This is a genomic window from Conexibacter arvalis (assembly GCF_014199525.1).
Lineage (GTDB): Bacteria > Actinomycetota > Thermoleophilia > Solirubrobacterales > Solirubrobacteraceae > Conexibacter > Conexibacter arvalis.
The window spans coordinates 1,262,663-1,281,939 of the sequence record NZ_JACHNU010000001.1 but is presented as its reverse complement, the minus strand read 5'-3'; the positions used below and the strand labels follow the sequence as shown (position 1 = coordinate 1,281,939).

Below are 19,277 nucleotides of genomic sequence, written 5' to 3'. Positions count from 1 at the left end.
CTACTTCCTCTTGGCCGCTCCTCTTCTGCCCTTCTTCGCCTTGCCGCCTCTTCTCGCGCCTCTTCTGCCTCTCGCTCTTGTGACGGCTCTTCTGCCGCAGCCGACGATCTTCAGTCTCTGCTGCACGCGAACGACCTTGCCGCTGTGCGCACGGAAGACGAGCTTCGCTCTCTCACGTCTCGCCGCCTTCGTGCAGGCGTTCTCGACGAAGCCGACCGGGCCCTTCCTACCGGCCACGAATCTCAGCGTGAACTTCGTTATCGGGACGTCCGGCACCAGGTCGAAGTTGGTGCGGAGCGTCAGGTTCCGCGGGATCGTGACTCTGCCGGCGAGGTCGAACGCGACCTGACCGCGAAGGCCGACCATGACGTCCGGGATTCTCCGCGCAGGATTTCTGACGAAGAAGACGTCGCCGACCAGCGGATCTCGCAGAAGCGGCGTGACGGCGACCGCGGTCCCGAGGCGGTTGGACTTCGGGCACGTCTCGCTCTTGAACTGCTCGAGCGTGCAGGAGTATCTGTTCAGCACCTCGAGCCGAGCGTTGACGTTGCGCGGCAGCGTCACGGCGACCGACTTGTTGTTGGCCTGCCCTGGCGTCATGTCGAGTCTGACCTCGAGCGGAGCGGTGATGCGCCCCTTCGTCCGCCCTCTCTTGCCCATTCTGATCGTCATCTTGGGCTTGTAGGGAAGTGACGCGCAGCTGCCGACCTGGAAGCGGACGCTGCGGTCGGCCGACGCGCCCTCGTTGGACCCGACGCGCGCCGCGATGCTCTTCGGCGCGCAGCTCGTCGGAGCGACCATGAAGCCGGGCTTGTCGATCCGGACGTTGACCGTGCGGATCAGCAGCGGCACGCCCTCGAGAATCGTCGGGAGCGGCTCGGAGACCACTCTCAGCTTCGCGGTCTCGCGGTCGACGAAGATCGCCGCCCGCACGACCACGGTCCCGAGGTTGAACGGCCCGGCGATCGCCGGCACGACGATCGACATGCCGAACGGCGCGCCCTTGTACGGACCGGTGATGTACACCCGTCCCGGCAGGAAGAACGGATTCTCGCCCGTCCCGGCGCCGGTGGTGGTCGAGCCTATCCGCGAGGACTCGCCGCAGGTCCCGGCGTTGGCCGCCGCGTCGTCGCAGAGATCCGCGCTCGCGATCACGCCGGTCAGCCCCTCGGGCATGTCGACCGTGATGTCGCGCAGCGTCTGGTCCGCGTCGCCGCGGGCGAACGTCAACGAGAACGCGGACGAGCTGCCGCCCACGGGATTCGCGAGGCCGGCGACGACCGTCGGGTTGAATCCGCGCGGCGGACAGGGCGCGCCGTTGCCGTCCCGCGACACGTTGAAGCTGCTCGACGAGGTGGTCGTCTTCCCGCTCCACGACGTGAGGTCGGAGACGATCGTGTGCGTCCCGCACGCGGGCGGCAGCGTCAGCGGCGCGCGCGGCCCGTCCTTGAACTCGAGATGCAGGTTCGAGAACGGCAGCTGCGGGTTGTTGTCGAACGTCGCGGTGAGCTGACCGGTGACCGGGTCCGGAGTGACGGTGCCCGGAAGCTTGATCAGCACGCCCGACCCCTCCGCGACGAGCAGCAGCCGGAAGAGGTTCCCGGGCAGCGGATCGCGCAGATAGATCGCCCCGGTCAGCGGGTCCGAGAGCAGCGGCGTGTCGATCGTCAGCGTCCCGATCTTGGAGCCGTCGGGACAGCTCGGCATCTGCAGCGTGCCGAGCCCGATCTGCGCGTCGCCGCACGCCGCGAGGCCAGATGCGGAGGACGGGTTGACCGACATCCCCTCGGGCAGTCTGACGACGGCCTTCTTCAGATGGCCTTGCGCGATGCCCGTCGGATTGCCGTTCTGCGGCACCGACAGATCGAACGAGAACCCGCTCGGCGACGATGCTCTGGCCTTCACAGGCGTGCCGGTGAGTCTGGCGTCGAACGGCACCCGATCGCAGCCCTCGGGCCCGACCAGCGTCTCCTGGTCGGGAGCGGGCAGATGCGTGAAGAAGCTGGCGTGAGCGCTGCTGCCCAGCCAACTGGTCACGCTGAGTCTCGTCTCCACCGGGCCGTTGCACGTCATCGGGTTGGTCAGGAACGCCTGCGGCGGCAGTCCTGACGTCGTCGAACAGCTCGGATCCGACGTATCGGCACAGACCACACGAGTGCCGGAGTCGACGACCCAGCCACGATCAGCATCGTTCTTGGGATCTGCCGGGACCCCCCAGAAGGTGAGCGAGGTTCTGAGGATCGGCGCAGCCTGGCTGAGCCGTGGAACGAGGATCGACAGTCCGTAGTCGCCGTCGCTGCGAACGACCGCCCGCAGGTGGATCGGCACCGAGGCGATTCTGAACCCGAAGGCGCCGGGAACGCCCGGCGGCGGCTCCATGTTGAACACCGGCACGGTCTGCGGTGCGGTCGACGTGGTGATCACGTGTGCGACGCCGACCTGGCTGTCGCGCGGACAATCCGTTCCGATCTGGACGCTTTCGAGCTCGGGTTCCCGGCACTTCGTGACCACTTGCGGATTCCCCACGAAGCCAACGGGCAGATCGACCCGGATGTCCTTGGCGTCCTCCTCCGGCACGACGAGACCTGGCAGCGCTCCGCTGCGTGTCGCGAAGTCGATGTACGCCGTGACCTCGTCCGGGTGCGAACCGGCCTGGGTCGCCGCCGTCACGACGCCGAGCGCGTCTCGGTTGACGACGTCACCGTCGAAGCGCGTTATCCCAAACCCGGCGCCCGCGGCGGGGACGGCGGAGGCGGTGATCGCAAGCAGCGTCGCGGCTGCGAGGAGCAGCCATCGCCGCTTCCAGGCTTCCTTTCCGGCGACCGCGGTCGCGTTCCTCATCGGGTACGGCCTCATCGCTTGCCTCCGCTCCGGTTCTGCGCGCCGCGCGAGCCCCGCACGGTGCGCAACGTCGTCGTCGCCGCCTGCCTCTCACCGGCGCTCGGGCCATACGTCACGATGATCCGGACGGTGAGCCGCCCGTTCCGCTTCAACGACTTGCGTGCCGCGGCCGACAAGCGGAGCGTCAGCGCCACAGGCCCGCCGTCCCTCGCGGTCCTCGACGCCCGCGCGACGACGACTCGCTTCTTGCCGAGTCGCGCGGTGACCCTGCCTCGCACCCTTCCTGCTTCCGAGACGCGCACGGTCAACCTGACGCGACCCGTCCGTGCCCAGGCTCTCCGTTGTCTGCCCGTGAGGGGACGCACCGAGAAGACCGGCTCAGTGGCCGAGCCACCGTCGTCCTCGACGTCACCAGGCCCGGTGAACACGACCGTGCCGGGAACGTCGTCGTGGGGCGGTGCGGGAAGGTCCCCCTGACAGGCATCGCCTACGCACGGATCTCTCCGGGCCGGCGGGACGTACGGCTTCGCGCCGGCACGGGCGACGTAGAGATCGTCCAGTCTGTCTCGGTCGAGATCGGGGATCAGCTGCTCGCGCGTGACGAAGAAGACCGTGTCGCCGTTCTCGCTGGCATCGCCGACGTGTGAGTCGTACTCGCCGACGCCGCTCGAGACGAGCGTCGCCGTTCCGGCAGCGGTGTCGTACTGGTAGACATCGATTCTTCCGTTGATGTCCTCGGGCACGAGCCGATTGGCGGTCTCGAAGAAGACCTTGCTCCCGTCCGCGCTGATCGTCCGGGGATCGTATGCACGATAGACGGCGGTGGAGCTCTGCAACGGTTGGATGACAGCCTCTCCGAGGGTCGTTCTCCCTGGAGCGACGCACGACATGCACCTCGTCCCTCTCGTTGCTGCGTCGTAGAGGAAGAGCTGCCGCAGACCGCCGGTGTTCGCGCCGCCGAGCGGCAGATCAGTCGAGAAGACCAACAACCGGCCGTCGTCTGACACCGCCGAGGACCTGGACCCGATGCCGAACGACCAATTGGCGGTGGTGTCCCCTCCCTGGAGGCCTCCGACAACCGACACAACGGTGCCGTCGTGCCACAGGTACACACCGGTCGTGGCTCCGGTCGCACCGAAGTAGACGTGGTCACCGGAGTTCGAGATCCCGACGACGTTCGCAACTCTGAGGTCGAGCCCTGCGGTGAGGTCGGTCAAATCTCCCGACGCGACGTCGAACATGTAGAGGTCTTCACTGACCCCGCACTCAGCCGTGGCGTCGTCAGTCAACTTCTCGCAGCTCTTGAAGAACACCCTCGACGTGTCGGGTGTCGCCGCGAGGAAGGTCGCCGGCTGCATCTCCTCCGGCACCGTCCGCTGGGACGCTGAGATCGGTACCGTCGTGGTGCCGTTGACCCGCAAGTACAGTTCCCCGGAAGCGGCCGTGTCTCCGCCACCACTTCTCCACGGAGTCGTGAAGACGATTCTCGACCCGTCCTCCGAGATGGCCCCGCGATTGCGCTGCTGGGCTATCTTCGACACGCCAGCACCCCCGCCGATGGCCGCACCGCCAGGCGCGACTGTTCCATTCGGGAGGATGCCGACGTTCCGCAGCGTGCCGTCTGCCCATTCGTAAGCGTCACGTCTGTTGCCGGGAACGATCGCGTCCGGCAGCAGTTGGAACGGGCTCTCGAACACGACATGGCGGAGGTCGCGCGATGCTCCCGCGACTGCAGGAGCTGACGTGAACGCGATCAACGGGTTCACCGGCGCCGTCGGCTCTGGGGTGAGCAGCGCGTATCCGGGCGTCCCGAACTCTCGCAGGAAGAGATTGCGCACCTCACCCGATGCGTCCGGCGTCAGCTGAGAGAACCCCGGCAGGACGACCCCGCGCGCGAGATCGGTCGAATACCACTGATAGCCGAGCCGGAGATCGGTGAGCACGCCTGCGCTGTCGCTGTACGGCGGCGCGATGCTCCGCGCCTCCCAGCCGCTGCTGCTCAGCGTCGCGAGATGCTCGACAGGGAGCGGAACGCCCTCGGCGTCCTCAGAACCGGTCGGCGTGCTGTAGATCGCCCGCGTCCCGTCCGCGGACGAGCGGAGCGTCGAGAACCGGTACCAGACGTCACCGTCGCCCTTGTCCTCCGAACTGACCTTCTCGTACGCGCTTCCAGGCGGAAGCGCGTAGCCCTCGCCAACCAGCCAGTCGAACGGACCGGCGAACGGCACGGCTGCCAGCGCGGCTGCCGCCGCAACCGCCGCAGCGCGACCTCGCCCGCGCGCAAGCACAGATTCCACAGCTCTACCTCTCCTCATTGTGGAGCTACGATATCCCACAATAAACGCTGATGACTCTCGATGCAAGGGCGCCCCGAACTGGAGACCAGGCCCACCACCCTGGACCCGACAGCGACGGGGCCAGTGCCAGCGCCCAGACAGACGACTTGCATTCTTCTGTTTCCCTGTTGTATTTTACGCCTGTTGCTGGAGCGTCGCGTGACGCTGCGCACCGAAGCCCCGCGTATCACGCACGACGTGGACGCACAGAGGGATAGCGCCATGGCCAGCCGTCAACTCTGGGGAAGGGGGCCTCTACTTCACCAATACACGGTCGTACCTGCGCGGGCTCGCGAACGGAGCCATTCGCGCAACAGTTCATCAACCTAATCAGGAGAAATCATGTCCAAGCATCTTCGATTGCTGTTCGTGGCCCTCGCGGCGCTGGCCACGGTCGCGTTCAGCACGTCAGTCGCCCAGGCTTCTAGAGGCGTCTCGATCAACAGAACATCTATAGGCGCGGGCGGCAGATTGACGCTCAACGACGGCGACACCGTCTGCGACGTGCTACTCACGCTCACAACCGCTGCTTCCATAGCGAAGGTCATCGATACCCGCGTCGGCGGCGTGACAGGCGGAACCATCACCAACTGCAACAATCTCGCCACCAGCGGCCAAGTGCTAGCCACTGCCGCAGCGCCGATACCGGTGCTCTTCTCTTCCTGGGACGGCGTGCTACCGACTGGCATAACGGAAATAAACGTCTACGCCAATCCAGCCGGCTTCCTACTCAATACGATAATAGGAAGCTGCCTATATGGTGGAAGACTGATCGGCATAAGATTCAACGTGTCGGGCGGGAACGTCACCGGCGCGACGTTCAACACGAACAACCTCCCCGGGGCTGCGGGCAACAGCATATTCTGCCCCGCCTCCGGCAACATAAGAGGCACGCTGACCGTCCTAGGCACTCCGCCGATCATCACGCTAGTTTAGCCTCACGAGCAGTTAGGTAGAGACCGGGAGGTGGCGGCCGCGTGCCGCCACCTCCTCTTCACGTCGAGAGCGCCCGACCCGCAGGCAGCCCAGCGTTCGCCTCCACCGGCGACAGCAACTGCCAACAGGGCGTTCAACGAAGGCGCGGCGATATGCGACGTCTCACTGAATCACTTTCCGGTCGCGCCAAACCCACGACGTCTCCGAGCAACCGCTCCCAGCGACCGACGTTCGCGGAGACCGTCTCGCCACTGCCCCATTTGAATGCGCGGCCAGCGAGCTTTCGCCGGTCGCGTTTGCGGTCGATCAGCTCGTCGAGGGCGCGGGGCCAGTCGTCGTCGGCGACGAGGCGGCCGCCCTCGCGCTTGCCGAGCGCGGCGTACGCGCCTATCGGGGAGGCGAGCCAGGGGACGCCGGCGGCGGCGTACTCCTTGAGCTTGACGTTGGAGCGTGAGCGGTTGAGCGGGATGTCGGCGATCGGGGCGAGACCGAGGTCGAACTCGCGCGTCACCGCCGGCAGGTCGAAGAAGCGGACGGCGGGGATGTGGCGGTAGCGGTCGCTGCGCAGGCCAAGCCCGACGCCGACGGTGACGATCTCCACCTCCGGCCGGCGCTCGAGCAGCTCGGCGAGCGCGGCTCGTATCGGCAGACGCTCGACGTCGAGATGGTGCTCCTTGCCTGCGACCCAGCCGACGACGACTCTGCCGTCGGCCGGTCGTTTCGAGCCGCTCGCGGCGGCTTCGTCGCGGACGTAGTTCTCGATCACCTCGACGCGCGCGGCCCCCATCTCTCGGTAGAGCTCGGCGAGGCGGCGGCTCGGCGTCGTCACCACGTCCGCGGCCTCCAGCATCTTCCGTATCTCGACCGCGGCGCGGGCGCCCTTGGCGCCGCCGTAGCTGCTCCTGTACGACGGGTTGTTCTTCGGGATCGAGGTGAGGTCGTCGTCGTTGTCCCACCAGACGGCGATCCCGTTCTCCTTGGCGTACCGGGCCACCTGCAACGTGGGGCGGTCGTGCTCCCTGTGGATGTGGACGACGTCGCAGCCCTGCACCAGCTCCGGCTTGAATCTGCCGCCCAGGCCTATGACCTGCCGGATCTCGTGCCCCCTGCGCTTCAGCGCGGACATCGGCCCTATCCCGCGGTACCAGCCGTTCGGGCTCTCTGGATTGGCGAGATAGGCGATCTTCACGACGTCCTCCCCCGTCGGCAGCGGCCCAGCCGCTCCGCCGGCTCCCCTTCGACGACACGATCCAAACTACCAGACGTTTGTTGATCGATGAGCGAGTTTCTCGCCTTCCGACGCCTCGCCCTTGCGAGGACCGCCCTCGATCCGAGATGGTGAGAGCGTGCGCATCGCTTACATCTCCGATCCGGACGGCGTCAATTCGAACTACCGCGCCTATCAGCCGATGGCGACGTTGATGGGGCAGGGCCATCACGTCTCCTACAACCGCAGAGGGGAGCCGCTGTTCCGTCTCTCGGAGATCGTTCAGAGCGATGTCGTTCACATCCACCGCTACCGCGGCGGGGAGATGCAGCGCTTGGTCGACCAGCTCCGAGAGCGAGGCGTCGGCATCGTCTGGGACAACGACGACGACCTCACGAACGTCCCCAGATCGAACCCCAAGTACGCGAAGTACAGCGGAGCTCGCGGAGCGGCCGTCGCCCGTGCGATCGGCTCGATCGTCCGCGCCGCCGACGTCGTGACGACGCCGAGCGAACGGCTCGCCGCATCGTTCAGGGCCAGCGGCGCGGATGACGTGCGCGTGATCGAGAACTACCTCCCCGACGCGTTTCCCGGCACCGCATCGGTCCGGCACGACGGCGTCGTCGTCGCCTGGCTCGCCGGCCTCGAGCACCAGGTCGACTACCAGTCGCTTCGCCTGCGCGAGACGCTCGACCGGCTGCTCGACGCCCATGCCGACCTGCGCATCTCCAGCATAGGCCTGGGTCTCGGGCTCGAGAGCGACCGGTACGAGCACGTCAAGCAGATCGACTTCTTCGAGATCCCGAAGTTCCTGTCGCGCGCCGACATCGGGATCGCGCCGCTCGTCGACATCCCCTGGAACCAAGCGCGTTCGAACGTGAAGCTGAAGGAGTACGGCGCTGCCGGGCTGGCCTGGCTCGCATCGCCGGTCGGCGGATACCTGGGGATGGGCGAGCGCGAGGGCGGACACCTCGTCCCCGACGACGGCTGGCACGCCGCGCTCGATCGCCTGATCACCCACGCGCGCGAGCGCCGGAAGCTCGCGAAGCGCGCCTCGAAGTGGGCGAAAGGCCAGACGATCGGAAAGCAGATCGCGGCGTGGGAGAAGGCCTACCTCGACGCCAGCGAACGCGCCCGCGCACGCCTGCGCGGCTGAGCCTCCGGTCAGCGCGACAGCAGCGCGTCGTACACGGCGACCCAATGGGAGAGATTGCGCGAGATGGTCTGCTTGCGCCCCCAGCGTGACGCGCGCTTGCCAAGCTTCCTGCGCTCGCGGCCGCTCGTCACGAGCCGCTCCAGCGCGTCGAGCCAGCCGTCGGCGTCAGCGACCTGCCGCCCGCCCTCCCGCTCGCCGAGGTCCCGATAAGGACCGACCGCGGACGCCAGCCACGGGATGCCGAGCACGGCGTACTCCTTGACCTTGACGTTCGAACGGGCCTCGTTGAACGGGACCTCCGCCAGCGGGGCGATCCCGACGTCGAAGTCGACCATCGCGCGCGGCAGATCGACGAACGGCACGCTCGGTATCCGCTCGTAGCGATCGTGCTTCATCCCCATGCTGACGCCGATCGTCCGCAGCCGGACGTCGGCATGTCGATCCAGCAACCGCGTGAAGGCGTCGCGCAAGGGGATCCGCTCCGCGTCGAACTGATGCTCGGCGCCGGCGAGCCAGCCGATCACCACGCCGTCGCCCGAGCGCGTCGCTCTCGGCACGTCCACCAGCTCGTCGCGGACGAAGTTCTCGACGACGACCGCCGTTCGCGCTCCGAAGCCTTCGAAGATCTCCGCGAGCCGCCGGCTCGGCGTCGTGACGACGTCGACGGCTTGGACCATCCGCCGCAGATCCGTCGTGGTCCGCAGCGAGGCGAGACCACCGAGGTCGCGGTAGTGCGGGCTGCCCTTCGGGATCGCGACGAGGTTGTCGTCGTTGTCCCACAGGACCGCCGTCCCAGCGGCTCTCGCCCGCTTGACCAGCCGCAGCGTCTCCGCGTCGTGATAGCGATGGACGTGCAGCACATCGCAACCGTCGATCAGCTCGCTGCGCCGCGATCTTCCAGGCCGCTCGACCTGCCGGATCTCATGCCCATGCGCCGCCATTGCGACGAGCGGCCCTATTGCCCGGTACCAGGCGCCGGGCAACGACGGATCGGCGATGAACGCTATGCGCATGACCGTCCCAACAGGCGCGCTTCGCCCCCGGTCCCCATGTGACCCCCTCTGACGCGGAGCGCCGAACGTACCACAAAGTGGACTGCTTACCGGGGCACTCGCGCGAACGGTGCTCCGCGCCGCATGACGGCATCGGAGCGTGGCGCTGCTGACGGAGGGGGAGGGATTCGAACCCTCGATAGACCTGTCCGGCCTATAACGGTTTTCGAGACCGCCGCATTCAACCGCTCTGCCACCCCTCCAGGGTGGATCGCAGAGGGTAGCGGGTTCGGGCCGGCGGCGACGTGCGAACCGGCCTCAACGGCGGCTGGCGAAGAAGGCGCGCAACTGCGCGGCGCACTCGTCGGCGAGCAGGCCGCCGGCGACCTCGGGGCGGTGGTTCAGCTGCGGGTGGTCGAGGATGCTCAGGACGCTGCCGGCCGCGCCGGCCTTCGGGTCCCAGGTGCCGAAGACGACGCGCGGGACCCGCGACAGGACGATCGCGCCGGCGCACATCGCGCACGGCTCGAGCGTCACGTAGAGGACCGCGTCGAGCACGCGCCAGCTGCCGAGGTGCCTCGCCGCCTCGCGCAGGGCGATCGCCTCGGCGTGGGCGGTCGGGTCCTGGCGCAGCTCGCGCTCGTTGTGACCGGTCGCGACGACCTCGCCTTCATGGACCACGACGGCGCCGACCGGGACGTCGTCGTGCTCGAGCGCCAGGTCGGCCTCGCGGATCGCGAGCCGCATGAAGTACTCGTCACGGGGAAAGAAGCGAGCGGACATGGAGGTCTGCGCGCCCATGAGCGCGAAGGAAGGGGTTGGTTCGGGGAAACTTTCCCCTGCCGATGATGTCTTAAGAATCGTGCGGCAAGCTTTCTGAGGCTGCGCCGTTCCCCGCCTCCCCGACGCCCGACCGCTTGCCCACCCCTCACCCGCACCGTCATCCCGCCCGCCGGCGCCTCACCGGCGTGCTGAGCGCCGCCTGCGTCGCGCTCGGCCTCGGCGTCGGCAGCGCGACCGCCGCCTCCAACGGGGGAGCGCCCGCATACGTCCCGGGCGAGGTCGTCGTCGGCTACGAGTCGGGGACCGGCTCGGGCGCCCGCGCCGCCGCGGCGAAGGCCGTCGGCGCGCGTGCCGGGACGGCGCCGAGCACGCGCACGCGCGTCCTTCACGTCAAGCCCGGGAAGGTCCGCGCGACCGTCGCGAAGCTGCGGAGAATGCCGGGCGTCGCCTACGCCGCCCCCAACCCGATCGCCCGCGCCAGCCAGGAGCCCGCGATGCCCGACGACGTCGGCATCCGCGGCTTCCCCGGCGGGCTCGCCGGGGTGCAGTGGAACTTCTTCGGCCCCAACGGGGTCAACGCCCTCGCGGCATGGGGCAACGTCGCCGCCGCCGGCGCGCCGGGCGGTCGCGGCGTGCGTGTCGCCGTGCTCGACACCGGCGTCGCGTACCGCAACGTCGGACGCTTCAAGCGCTCGCCCGACTTCGCCAACACGAAGTTCGTCGCCCCCTACGACTTCGTCGACGGCAGGAGAGAGGTCGTCGACCGCAACGGGCACGGCACCCACGTCGCCGGTACGATCGCCGAGTCGACCAACAACCGCATCGGCGTGACCGGCCTCGCGTGGGGCGTGACGGTGATCCCGATCCGCGTGCTCGACTCCAACGGCTACGGCGACGCCGCGACGATCGCCAAGGGGATCCGCTACGCCGCGCGGCACAACGCCAAGGTCATCAACCTGAGCCTGGAGTTCTCCACGAGCGTGCGCGCGTCGGAGATACCCGACATCCTCGCCGCGATCCGCTACGCCAACAAGCGCGGCGCCGTCGTCGTCGGCAGCACCGGCAACGAGGGCGAGGCCCGCGTCGCCTACCCCGCGCGCGCGGGGATCGTCATCTCCGTCGGGGCGACGACCGACAACGCCTGCCTCGCGAGCTACTCCAACGACGGCGTCGGGCTCGACATCGTCGCTCCCGGCGGCGGCAACGACGCGCAGCTGGCGCAGGATCCGGCCTGCGTCGCCGGCCACCGCGGCCGCGACATCTACCAGATGACCTACACCAACTCGGTCCGCAGGTTCGGCCTCCCCTCCGGCTACCACGGCACCTCGATGGCCGCACCGCACGTCTCCGCCACCGCGGCGCTCGTGATCGCCAGCAAGGTGCTCGGCGCCAGACCGACGCCGGCCCAGGTCGAGTGCCGCATAAAGGCGACCGCGCGCAGGCTCGGCATCCCGGGCCCCAACCGCATCTACGGCTGGGGGCTCGTCGACGCCGGCGCCGCGACCTCCCCGACCGTCGCCTCGCCGAGCTGCATGTCGCGCGCGGCGCGCGCGAACCCGCGCTGAGCGGCCCGGGGCCTCGGAGGCCCCCCTGCGCACGCGCCGACGCGTGACGAAGTGGCAGCCGGCGCCCAACCGTCACGGCTCGCGTGTCCGCGTCAGGACCAACCTGACGGGCTACCTCCACCGATCGGCGGCGTGCAGCTGTCCGCTTCGGAACATCGCTTCCATATCGGGGTTGACTCCGGGGAGCCAGCCGACATAGGTTTGGGTACGGCCGCGTGTCCGAGGGGGAAGGCGCGCCGGGATACCGGGCCGTGAGCGGCGCAGAGGGGGTCGGTGCGAGGGGGTGCCGATTGCGCCGCTCACCGCCCGGGATCCAGCGCAGCCGGCGCGGCCGCCGATGGGGGAAGGCGCGGGTGTGCAGAGCGCTCTTCAGGACCGAGCGCTCCGCGCCTGCGTGCCGAAAGCGGGCGGAGCCGGCCTCCACGCACGACGGGGGCCGGCTCCCGCTCAGCAGCCGTCGCGCCCGACGCCGCAGCGGCCCGCCCGCTCGGGCGGCGAGGACCCGCCGCTACGTCGTGCGGATGATCAGGACCGAGCAGGGCGCGTGGTGCGAGACCTTGTTCGGGACCGACCCGAGCAGGAAGCGCTTCGCACCGGTCATGCCCTTGTTGCCGACGACGATCAGGCCGCTGCCCTGCTCCTCGGCGACGTCGAGGATCGCGTCGGCCGGGTCGCCCTGGCGGGCGAAGGTGCGGACCGTCCCGACCCCCGCCGCCTTCGCCTGCTCCTCGACCTCGCGGAGCGTCGCGTCGACGTCCTCGCGCGGGCTGATCGACCACTGCAGGTCCTTCGGCGCCTCGACCGCCTCGTCGCGGAGACGCTGCGCCGAGACCGGTTCGTAGGCGCTCACGACCTCGAGCGCGGAGTCAGCGATCCGAGCGAGCTCGATCGCCTGCTTGACGGCCTCCTGGGCCGTATCGGAGCCATCGGTTCCCACGACGATCGAGCCGAACACGCGCCTCCCTCCCTTTCCGTTGATCGGGCGCGCGCGCATCATATCCCCGCGCTGGGCGGGTCCGAGCCGGTCGCCCGCAGGTCAGAGCAGCTTGACGATCGCGATCACGATCCCCGCGAGCACGCAGATGACGATCGCGATCTGCATCCAGATCCACGTCGGCGACATGGGCGGCAGCCTATCGGGAGTCGGCCGCGCCCCGCCGTTACGGCTTCGGCAGCTTCACGACGGTGACGAAGAACTCGTCGATCTGGCGGACGACCTCGATGAAGCGGTCGAAGTCGACGGGCTTGGTGACGTAGGCGTTGGCGTGCAGCGCGTAGCTGCGCAGCACGTCCTCCTCCGCCTGCGAGGTCGTCAGCACGACGACGGGGATCGTCGCGAGCGACGGGTCGCCCTTGATCTCGCCGAGCACCTCGCGCCCGTCCTTGCGCGGCAGGTTGAGGTCGAGCAGGATCAGGTCCGGTCGCGGCGCGTCGGCGTACTCGCCCTCCCTGTGCAGGAAGCGCATCGCCTCGACGCCGTCGGTCACGCACGAGAGCGTGTTGCGGACCTTGTTGTCCTCGAACGCCTCGCGGATCATCAGCGTGTCGCCGGGATCGTCCTCGACGAGCAGGACGTCGATCGGTTCCATGATCTGCGGTGTGCTCATGCGTCCTCCGGGAGGGCGGGGAGGGTGAAGCGGAAGGTCGTGCCCTCGGTCGACTCGGTGTCGAGCCAGATCCGTCCGCCGTGGTACTCGATGATCTTGCGGCACATCGCGAGGCCGATGCCGGTGCCGGCGTAGACGTCCTTCGCGTGGAGGCGCTGGAAGATCATGAAGATCCGCTCAGCGTAGTCGGGCTCGATCCCGATGCCGTTGTCGGTGACCGTGAACCGCCACATCTCGCCGTCGCGCTCGGCGGCGACGGCGATCCGCGGACGCCCCTCGCCGCGGAACTTCAGCGCGTTGCCGACGAGGTTCTGGAAGACGCCGGCGAGCAGCGACGCCTCCCCGCGCACCCGCGGCAGCGGCCGCGCGACGACGATCTCCGCGTCGCTCTCCTCGATCGCGGTCGCGAGGCTCGTCAGCGCCTGCTGCAGCACCGCCTCGCTCTCGATCGCCTCCTGCTCGCTCGTGATCCGGCCGACGCGCGAGAAGGCGAGCAGGTCGTTGATCAGCTGCTGCATCCGCTTGGCGCCGTCGACGGCGAACTCGATGTACTGGTCGCCGCGCTCGTCGAGCTGACCCTTGTAGCGCTTCTCCAGCAGCTGGCAGAAGCTCGCGACCTTGCGCAGCGGCTCCTGCAGGTCGTGCGACGCGACGTAGGCGAACTGCTCCAGCTCGGCGTTGGAGCGCTGCAGCTCGCGCGTCTGCTCGTCGAGCTGGCGATGCGCCTCCTTGATCTCCTCCAGCTCGGAGAGGATCCGCCGGCGCATCACGTCGACGTCGCCGGCCAGGTCGACCATGTCGCGCGGTCCCTCGCCCGCGATCTCGTGCTCGAAGTCGCCGCGCGCGGTGCGGCGGACGGCGCGGCCGACGCCGCGCATCGGACGGCTCACGAAGCTCCGCAGCGCCACCACGACGCCGCCGATCCCGACCACGATCAGCACCGCGATCACGATGAACGTCGCCGTCAGGAAGTTGGCGGCGGTGTCGAGGTCGGCGCGGCCGGCGTTGCGGACCTCGAGCATGTCGGCCTGCTCGGCGTCGAGCGCGTCGCGCACCGCGTCGAACAGCCTGCGGCCGAGCTCGGGGTCGGGCTTGTCGGGCGATCTCGGGCCGCCGGCGCGCACGGCGGCGATCGTCGGCTCGGCGTAGCTGTCCTGCCATGCCGCGACGCGCCGCTCGATCTCGTCGAGATCGCGACGGATCGCCTCGTGCTCGTCGATCGTCGTCACCGCGCGCAGCTCTCTCATCGCGGCCGCCGCCTCGCGGCGGCCGCGTCTGTAGGGGACGAGGAAGGTGTCCTCGCCGCTGAGCGAGAAGCCGCGGACGCCCGTCTCCTGGTTGATGAGACCGTTGGAGAGCTGCAGCGACGCCGTCAGCGCCGGTCCGTTGCGCTCGACCACCAGCGCGCGGGCATCCGACAGGCGCAGGATCGCGATCACGCCGAGCACGATGCTGATCGCGGTCAGGACACCCATCGCGATCGCCGCCCACGTGAACCACTGGCTGACGGTCAGCCGGCTCACCAGCGGCGGGCGCGGCGTCGACGGCTCCCGGTCGCCTCCGCGCGCCATCGTCACCTGCTGCGCCGCGTCGCGACCAGCACCATCGCGAGGTCGTCGGTCAGCTCGCCCCCGTGCAGCGTCTCGACCTCGGCGACCAGCTCGTCGAGCAGCGGCCCGGCGTCGCCGCCGTTGCGCGCGACCTCGCCGAGCCGCTGGCGCACCAGCATCTCCACAAGCCGCTCCGGCCCGAGACGCTCGGAGCCGCGGCCGATCCGGCCCTCGATCAAGCCGTCGGTGTACAGCAGCAGCGTCCAGTCGCCGGCGAACTCGACCGGGTTGCCGGCCCATCCGTCGGGGTCGGCGAAGCCGAGCGGCGGGCTGACCAGCTCCGCGTCGACGAGCCGCACGCCGGCGTCGTCGGCGAGCACCGGCGGCGGGTGGCCGGCGAGGAAGACCTGCGCGCGCGAACGATCCGGGTCGGCGACCAGCACGCACAGCGTCGCGAACATGTCGGGCTCGTGGCGCTCGTGGCGCAGCATCTCCTGCATGCCGGCGAGCACCTCGCCGGGACGGTGGCCGGCGAGCGTCAGGCTGCGCCACGCGATCCGCAGGCAGGCGCCGAGCGCCGCCTCGTCGGGGCCGTGGCCGCTGACGTCGCCGATCAGTACGTGGAGCGTGCCGTCGGCCAGCTCGACGGCGTCGTAGAAGTCGCCGCCGATCAGCGCGCGCCGGCGGCCCGGGCGGTACCCGGTCGTGAGCGCGACGCGCTCGTCGCGGACGAGCGCCGTCGGCAGCAGGCTGCGCTCCAGGCGGGCGTTCTCGCGCGCCTGCAGGCGCGCCTCGAGCAACTCGCGCCGCGAACGCTCCAGCCTCCGCCGCTCGATCGCGTAGCGGATCGCGCGCGCCAGCATCGCGCCCTCGACGCCGGCCTTCGCGAGGTAGTCCTGGGCGCCCGAGGAGAGCGCCTCGATCCCACGGTGCTCGTCGTCGTGGCCGGTCAGCACCACGAGCGCCGCGTCCGGCGCGGTCGCGCGCAGCCGCTCGACCGGCTCCATGCCGATCGCGTCGGGGAGGCCGAGGTCGAGCAGGACGCAGTCGACGCCGCCGGGCAGCAGCTCCTCGGCCTCGCGGAGGGTTCCGACGTGGACGACCTCCATCTGGGGCGCCGCGTCGGCGAGCAGCTCGCGCACGAGCAGCGCGTCGCCGACGTCGTCCTCGACCAGCAGCAGCTGCACCGGGAAGCCCATCGACATCGCCGCGGCCTCACCTTCGCGCGATCGCGTCGCGACCGCCCTTTCCTCGTCGTTCAACCTCGTCGCCCCCGCGTACCGGTTCCCGCCTGCCGGCGAGCATACATCGGTCCGCCCACCTGGAGCGAGAGGAATGGACGTTCAGTGCTCGTGGTCGTGATCCTCGGTCAGCTGCGCGAGAAGCTCCGGCAGGACGCCGTAGAAGGCCTCCTCCAGCTGCTCGTCGATCTCGAGCGTGACCGCCTCGAAGTGGCTGTGGTCGTCGTGCAGGTGGACGTGCGATCTGACGGAGGCGCCGGCCAGCACGAAGAACGGCAGCAGGCTGTAGTAGTCGAGCCCCTCGAAGTCGTCGCGGTCGAGGCCGGTCGCCTCCAGGATCTCCCAGAGGCGCGGCTCGTACCGCGAGTCGTCGATGGCGATGCGCGCGAGCTGTTTCATCGACCGCAGTGTGGCAGGCGGGCGACCGTGCCGCGCCCCGAACGCCGAAGGCCCGGCGCGAAGCCGGGCCTTCGTGAGAGTGGGCGGAGCAGGATTCGAACCTGCGTAGGCATAGCCAACGGGTTTACAGCCCGTCTCCTTTAACCACTCGGACATCCGCCCATCGAGCGATTCAGGCTGGCGAAGTGTAGCGAGGCCGCCCGGAAGCCGCCGCCCCACGTGTGGGACGGCGAACCGGGCCGATCGTTCGCGAACGCCTATGACGCGTCGCGCAGGCGCTGCGCCTCCGGCAGCGCCTCGAGCTTCTTGAGCGTGTGGTTCTCGATCTGGCGGATCCGCTCGCGCGTGACGTTGAACGCGCGGCCGACCTCCTCCAGCGTGCGCGGCCTGCCGCCGCCGAGGCCGAAGCGCATCTCGATCACCTCGCGCTCGCGCTGCGGGAGCGCCTGCAGCGCCCGCCGGACGTTGTCGCGACGGAGGTTCTCCGACGCGAGCTCGAACGGCGACTCGGCCGTCTGGTCCTCGACGAAGTCGCCCAGCTCCGACTCCTCCTCCTCGCCGATCGGCTTCTCGAGCGACACCGGCTGCTGGGCCATCCGCAGGATGTCCCGGACTTCCCTCACCGTGCACTCCAGCTCCGCCGCGATCTCCTCGGGCGAGGGCTCGCGGCCGAGCGACTGGACCAGCTGCCGCTCGACGTGGACGACCTTGTTGAGCTTCTCGACCATGTGGACGGGGATGCGTATCGTCCGCCCCTTGTCGGCGATCGCGCGCGTCACGGCCTGACGGATCCACCAGGTCGCGTACGTCGAGAACTTGAAGCCGCGCCGATGGTCGAACTTCTCGACCGCCCGGATCAGGCCGAGCGAGCCCTCCTGGATCAGGTCGAGGAAGGTCAGCCCGCGACCGAGATAGCCCTTCGCGATCGAGACGACGAGCCGCAGGTTCGCCTCGATCATCTGCTGCTTGGCCTGCATGTCGCCGCGCTCGATGCGCTGCGCCAGGTGGACCTCCTGCTCGGCGGTCAGCAGGCTGACTCTGCCGATCGAGCGCAGGTAGAGGCGCAGCGAGTCGAGGCTCGGCTCGACGGTCAGGTCGATCTCCGGGCGCTTCGACGCGTTGCCGCGCCGCGTGTCCGGCCGCTCCCCCTCCGCGGACCCCGCCGCGGAGACGGCCGGCTTGCCGTCGGCCTCGACGACGTCGATGCCGTTCTCCTCCAGGTGCGCGTGCAGCTCCTGCACCTGCTCCTTCGTGACCTCCACCTCTTCCAGCGTGGTGGCGATCTCCTCGAAGGTCAGGTATCCGCGCTCCTGACCTTCCGCGATCAGCTGACGGAACTCCTCCATCTCCGCGATCGGAGCCTCGTCCGCCAACAGAACTGCAGCCTTCTCCCTCACGATAAGCCGTTCCTATCGAGACGCGATTCGGACCTGCGCAGCAGGCCCCCCTCTCCTCAATGCACCTCGTAACTGAACGCTACGTCCGCGACGGCAGTCGCGATGGGCTGAGCCATTCAACGCTCTCCCGCCCTCAAGCGTGGAGGCAGGCTTCCAGCCAGGTGCGGATTGATACCACACGCCGAGCCGATCCCCAACCCTTTCTCGGCGGCGAGGGGAGCGAGCGCCTCCACCCCGCTACCCTTCAGGCCTCTCATGTCGCAATCGCGCACCGCAAGCATCCAGGCGCCTGACGTCCAGGCGCAGCTCCCCGCGCTCGAGGTCAGCCTCTCGCGCGTGGGCGTCACCGGCGTCGAGAAGGTCATCCGCATCAAGCAAGATGGCGCGGAACAGCTCTTCTCCGCGAGACTCGAATGTTACGTCGACCTCGGGCCCCGCCAGAAGGGCGCCCACATGTCGCGCTTCGAGGAGGTCGTCAACGACGCGATCGGCGAGGTGATCCTCGGCGAGGCGACCTTCCGCGCCGAGACGCTCGCCCGACACGTCGCCGAGCGCGTGCGCGAGCGCCAGGGCGCCCGCCGCGCCGAGGTGACGATCGAGGCGCGCTATCCGGAACACAAGCCGGCGCCGGTCTCCGGCATCCAGACGCAGGAGATCTACACGCTGTTCGGCTCCGCGGTCGCCTCCGAGCAGGGCACCCGCCGGCTGGTCGGCGTCGCCGCCGCCGGCATGACCGCCTGCCCGTGCGCGCAGCAGCTGGTCCAGGGCTCCTCGCGCGAGCGGCTGCTCGCCGACGGCTTCAGCGAGGACGAGATCGAGCGGATCTTCGACCACGTCCCGGTCGCGACCCACAACCAGCGCGGCCTCGGCACGCTCCACATCGGGCTGCCCGAGCACAGCGACGAGGACGTCCCGGCGCAGACGCTGCTCGACATCGTCGAGAACTCGATGTCGTCGGAGATCTACGAGCTGATGAAGCGGACCGACGAGGGGTCGGTCGTCGAGAAGGCCCACCGCCGCCCGCGCTTCGTCGAGGACTGCGTGCGCGAGATGGTCCGCGGCGTCGTCGACCGGTTCGCCCACCTCGGCGACGACACCTTCTTCTCCGCCCACCAGAAGAACCTCGAGACGATCCACCAGCACAACGTCGACGCCGAGCGGTTCGGGCTGCTCGGTGAGGTCCGGCGCGAGCTGGAGACCGGCGAGCACTCGCCGACGCACGTCTCGCGCCGCGCCTGGCTCGACGGCGCCGAATCCTTCGCCTAGC

Annotated in this window: 15 protein-coding genes and 2 tRNA genes; 4 read left to right on the top strand and 13 right to left on the bottom strand. The window is 69.3% G+C overall.

Annotation, left to right across the window (positions count from 1 at the left end; all coding sequences use genetic code 11):
• Together BDZ31_RS05990 and BDZ31_RS05985 are read right to left on the bottom strand one after the other, a co-directional pair.
• Complete coding sequence (locus BDZ31_RS05990) at positions 1 to 2,841, bottom strand: hypothetical protein (RefSeq protein ID WP_246344439.1); 2,841 nt, start codon at positions 2,839 to 2,841, stop codon at positions 1 to 3.
• 11 nt (positions 2,842 to 2,852) lie between these two features.
• Positions 2,853 to 5,138 carry a TolB-like translocation protein gene (locus BDZ31_RS05985; protein ID WP_183339939.1) on the bottom strand — a complete coding sequence of 762 codons (2,286 nt, stop codon included), beginning with the start codon at positions 5,136 to 5,138 and terminating at the stop codon, positions 2,853 to 2,855.
• 381 nt (positions 5,139 to 5,519) lie between these two features.
• Here BDZ31_RS05985 and BDZ31_RS05980 point away from each other — a divergent pair, with 381 nt between their 5' ends.
• A complete protein-coding gene (locus tag BDZ31_RS05980; protein ID WP_183339937.1) occupies positions 5,520 to 6,113 on the top strand; it encodes a hypothetical protein in 594 nt (197 codons plus the stop codon).
• Between the two features lie 133 nt (positions 6,114 to 6,246).
• On the opposite strand, the gene BDZ31_RS25845 is transcribed toward BDZ31_RS05980, so the two are convergent.
• Positions 6,247 to 7,302, bottom strand: a complete 1,056-nt coding sequence (locus BDZ31_RS25845; RefSeq protein ID WP_183339935.1) for a glycosyltransferase family protein — start codon at positions 7,300 to 7,302, stop codon at positions 6,247 to 6,249.
• A gap of 157 nt (positions 7,303 to 7,459) precedes the next feature.
• On the opposite strand from BDZ31_RS25845, the gene BDZ31_RS05970 reads away from it, so the two are divergent.
• On the top strand, positions 7,460 to 8,476 hold the full coding sequence (locus BDZ31_RS05970; protein WP_183339933.1) for a glycosyltransferase: 1,017 nt from the start codon (positions 7,460 to 7,462) through the stop codon (positions 8,474 to 8,476).
• Between the two features lie 8 nt (positions 8,477 to 8,484).
• Here BDZ31_RS05970 and BDZ31_RS05965 read toward each other — a convergent pair whose 3' ends face one another.
• The 3 genes from BDZ31_RS05965 to tadA form a co-directional block, all read right to left on the bottom strand.
• On the bottom strand, positions 8,485 to 9,336 hold the full coding sequence (locus BDZ31_RS05965) for a glycosyltransferase family protein (RefSeq protein ID WP_183339931.1): 852 nt from the start codon (positions 9,334 to 9,336) through the stop codon (positions 8,485 to 8,487).
• 305 nt (positions 9,337 to 9,641) lie between these two features.
• Positions 9,642 to 9,731 (bottom strand) — tRNA-Ser (locus BDZ31_RS05960).
• Positions 9,732 to 9,786: 55 nt separating this feature from the next.
• The gene (tadA, locus tag BDZ31_RS05955; protein ID WP_183339929.1) at positions 9,787 to 10,251 is read right to left on the bottom strand and encodes a tRNA adenosine(34) deaminase TadA; all 465 of its coding nucleotides are present in this window, start codon (positions 10,249 to 10,251) and stop codon (positions 9,787 to 9,789) included.
• Positions 10,252 to 10,385: 134 nt separating this feature from the next.
• Here tadA and BDZ31_RS05950 point away from each other — a divergent pair, with 134 nt between their 5' ends.
• Complete coding sequence (locus BDZ31_RS05950; RefSeq protein WP_183339927.1) at positions 10,386 to 11,816, top strand: S8 family serine peptidase; 1,431 nt, start codon at positions 10,386 to 10,388, stop codon at positions 11,814 to 11,816.
• A gap of 508 nt (positions 11,817 to 12,324) precedes the next feature.
• Here the strand turns inward: BDZ31_RS05950 and BDZ31_RS05945 are convergent.
• From BDZ31_RS05945 to BDZ31_RS05915, 7 genes are all read right to left on the bottom strand, one after another.
• Positions 12,325 to 12,771: a universal stress protein gene (locus BDZ31_RS05945; protein WP_183339925.1), complete on the bottom strand. Its 447-nt coding sequence runs from the start codon at positions 12,769 to 12,771 to the stop codon at positions 12,325 to 12,327.
• Between the two features lie 205 nt (positions 12,772 to 12,976).
• Positions 12,977 to 13,423, bottom strand: a complete 447-nt coding sequence (locus BDZ31_RS05940) for a response regulator (protein ID WP_183339923.1) — start codon at positions 13,421 to 13,423, stop codon at positions 12,977 to 12,979.
• Entirely contained in the window at positions 13,420 to 14,994 is a 1,575-nt protein-coding gene (locus tag BDZ31_RS05935; protein ID WP_183339921.1) for a sensor histidine kinase, read from the bottom strand. Before BDZ31_RS05935 ends, BDZ31_RS05940 begins: the two co-directional genes overlap by 4 nt.
• Before the next feature lie 2 nt (positions 14,995 to 14,996).
• Positions 14,997 to 16,178 carry a PP2C family protein-serine/threonine phosphatase gene (locus BDZ31_RS05930; RefSeq protein WP_183339919.1) on the bottom strand — a complete coding sequence of 394 codons (1,182 nt, stop codon included), beginning with the start codon at positions 16,176 to 16,178 and terminating at the stop codon, positions 14,997 to 14,999.
• Positions 16,179 to 16,316: 138 nt separating this feature from the next.
• The gene (locus tag BDZ31_RS05925; protein WP_183339918.1) at positions 16,317 to 16,613 is read right to left on the bottom strand and encodes a hypothetical protein; all 297 of its coding nucleotides are present in this window, start codon (positions 16,611 to 16,613) and stop codon (positions 16,317 to 16,319) included.
• Between the two features lie 80 nt (positions 16,614 to 16,693).
• Positions 16,694 to 16,775 (bottom strand) — tRNA-Tyr (locus BDZ31_RS05920).
• A 95-nt stretch (positions 16,776 to 16,870) separates the two neighbouring features.
• Positions 16,871 to 17,959: a sigma-70 family RNA polymerase sigma factor gene (locus BDZ31_RS05915; RefSeq protein WP_183341027.1), complete on the bottom strand. Its 1,089-nt coding sequence runs from the start codon at positions 17,957 to 17,959 to the stop codon at positions 16,871 to 16,873.
• Between the two features lie 306 nt (positions 17,960 to 18,265).
• On the opposite strand from BDZ31_RS05915, the gene mptA reads away from it, so the two are divergent.
• Positions 18,266 to 19,276: a GTP cyclohydrolase MptA gene (gene mptA, locus BDZ31_RS05910; RefSeq protein WP_183339916.1), complete on the top strand. Its 1,011-nt coding sequence runs from the start codon at positions 18,266 to 18,268 to the stop codon at positions 19,274 to 19,276.
• Position 19,277: the final 1 nt, after the last annotated feature.

What these genes read in the sequence shown, in the direction of transcription:
- BDZ31_RS05990 (WP_246344439.1), bottom strand. Translation starts at nt 2,841, where the DNA reads ATGAGGAACGCGACCGCGGTCGCCGGAAAGGAAGCCTGGAAGCGGCGA.
- BDZ31_RS05980 (WP_183339937.1), top strand. Translation starts at nt 5,520, where the DNA reads ATGTCCAAGCATCTTCGATTGCTGTTCGTGGCCCTCGCGGCGCTGGCC.
- tadA (WP_183339929.1), bottom strand. Translation starts at nt 10,251, where the DNA reads ATGTCCGCTCGCTTCTTTCCCCGTGACGAGTACTTCATGCGGCTCGCG.
- BDZ31_RS05940 (WP_183339923.1), bottom strand. Translation starts at nt 13,423, where the DNA reads ATGAGCACACCGCAGATCATGGAACCGATCGACGTCCTGCTCGTCGAG.
- BDZ31_RS05935 (WP_183339921.1), bottom strand. Translation starts at nt 14,994, where the DNA reads ATGGCGCGCGGAGGCGACCGGGAGCCGTCGACGCCGCGCCCGCCGCTG.
- BDZ31_RS05930 (WP_183339919.1), bottom strand. Translation starts at nt 16,178, where the DNA reads ATGTCGATGGGCTTCCCGGTGCAGCTGCTGCTGGTCGAGGACGACGTC.
- BDZ31_RS05925 (WP_183339918.1), bottom strand. Translation starts at nt 16,613, where the DNA reads ATGAAACAGCTCGCGCGCATCGCCATCGACGACTCGCGGTACGAGCCG.
- BDZ31_RS05915 (WP_183341027.1), bottom strand. Translation starts at nt 17,959, where the DNA reads ATGGAGGAGTTCCGTCAGCTGATCGCGGAAGGTCAGGAGCGCGGATAC.
- mptA (WP_183339916.1), top strand. Translation starts at nt 18,266, where the DNA reads ATGTCGCAATCGCGCACCGCAAGCATCCAGGCGCCTGACGTCCAGGCG.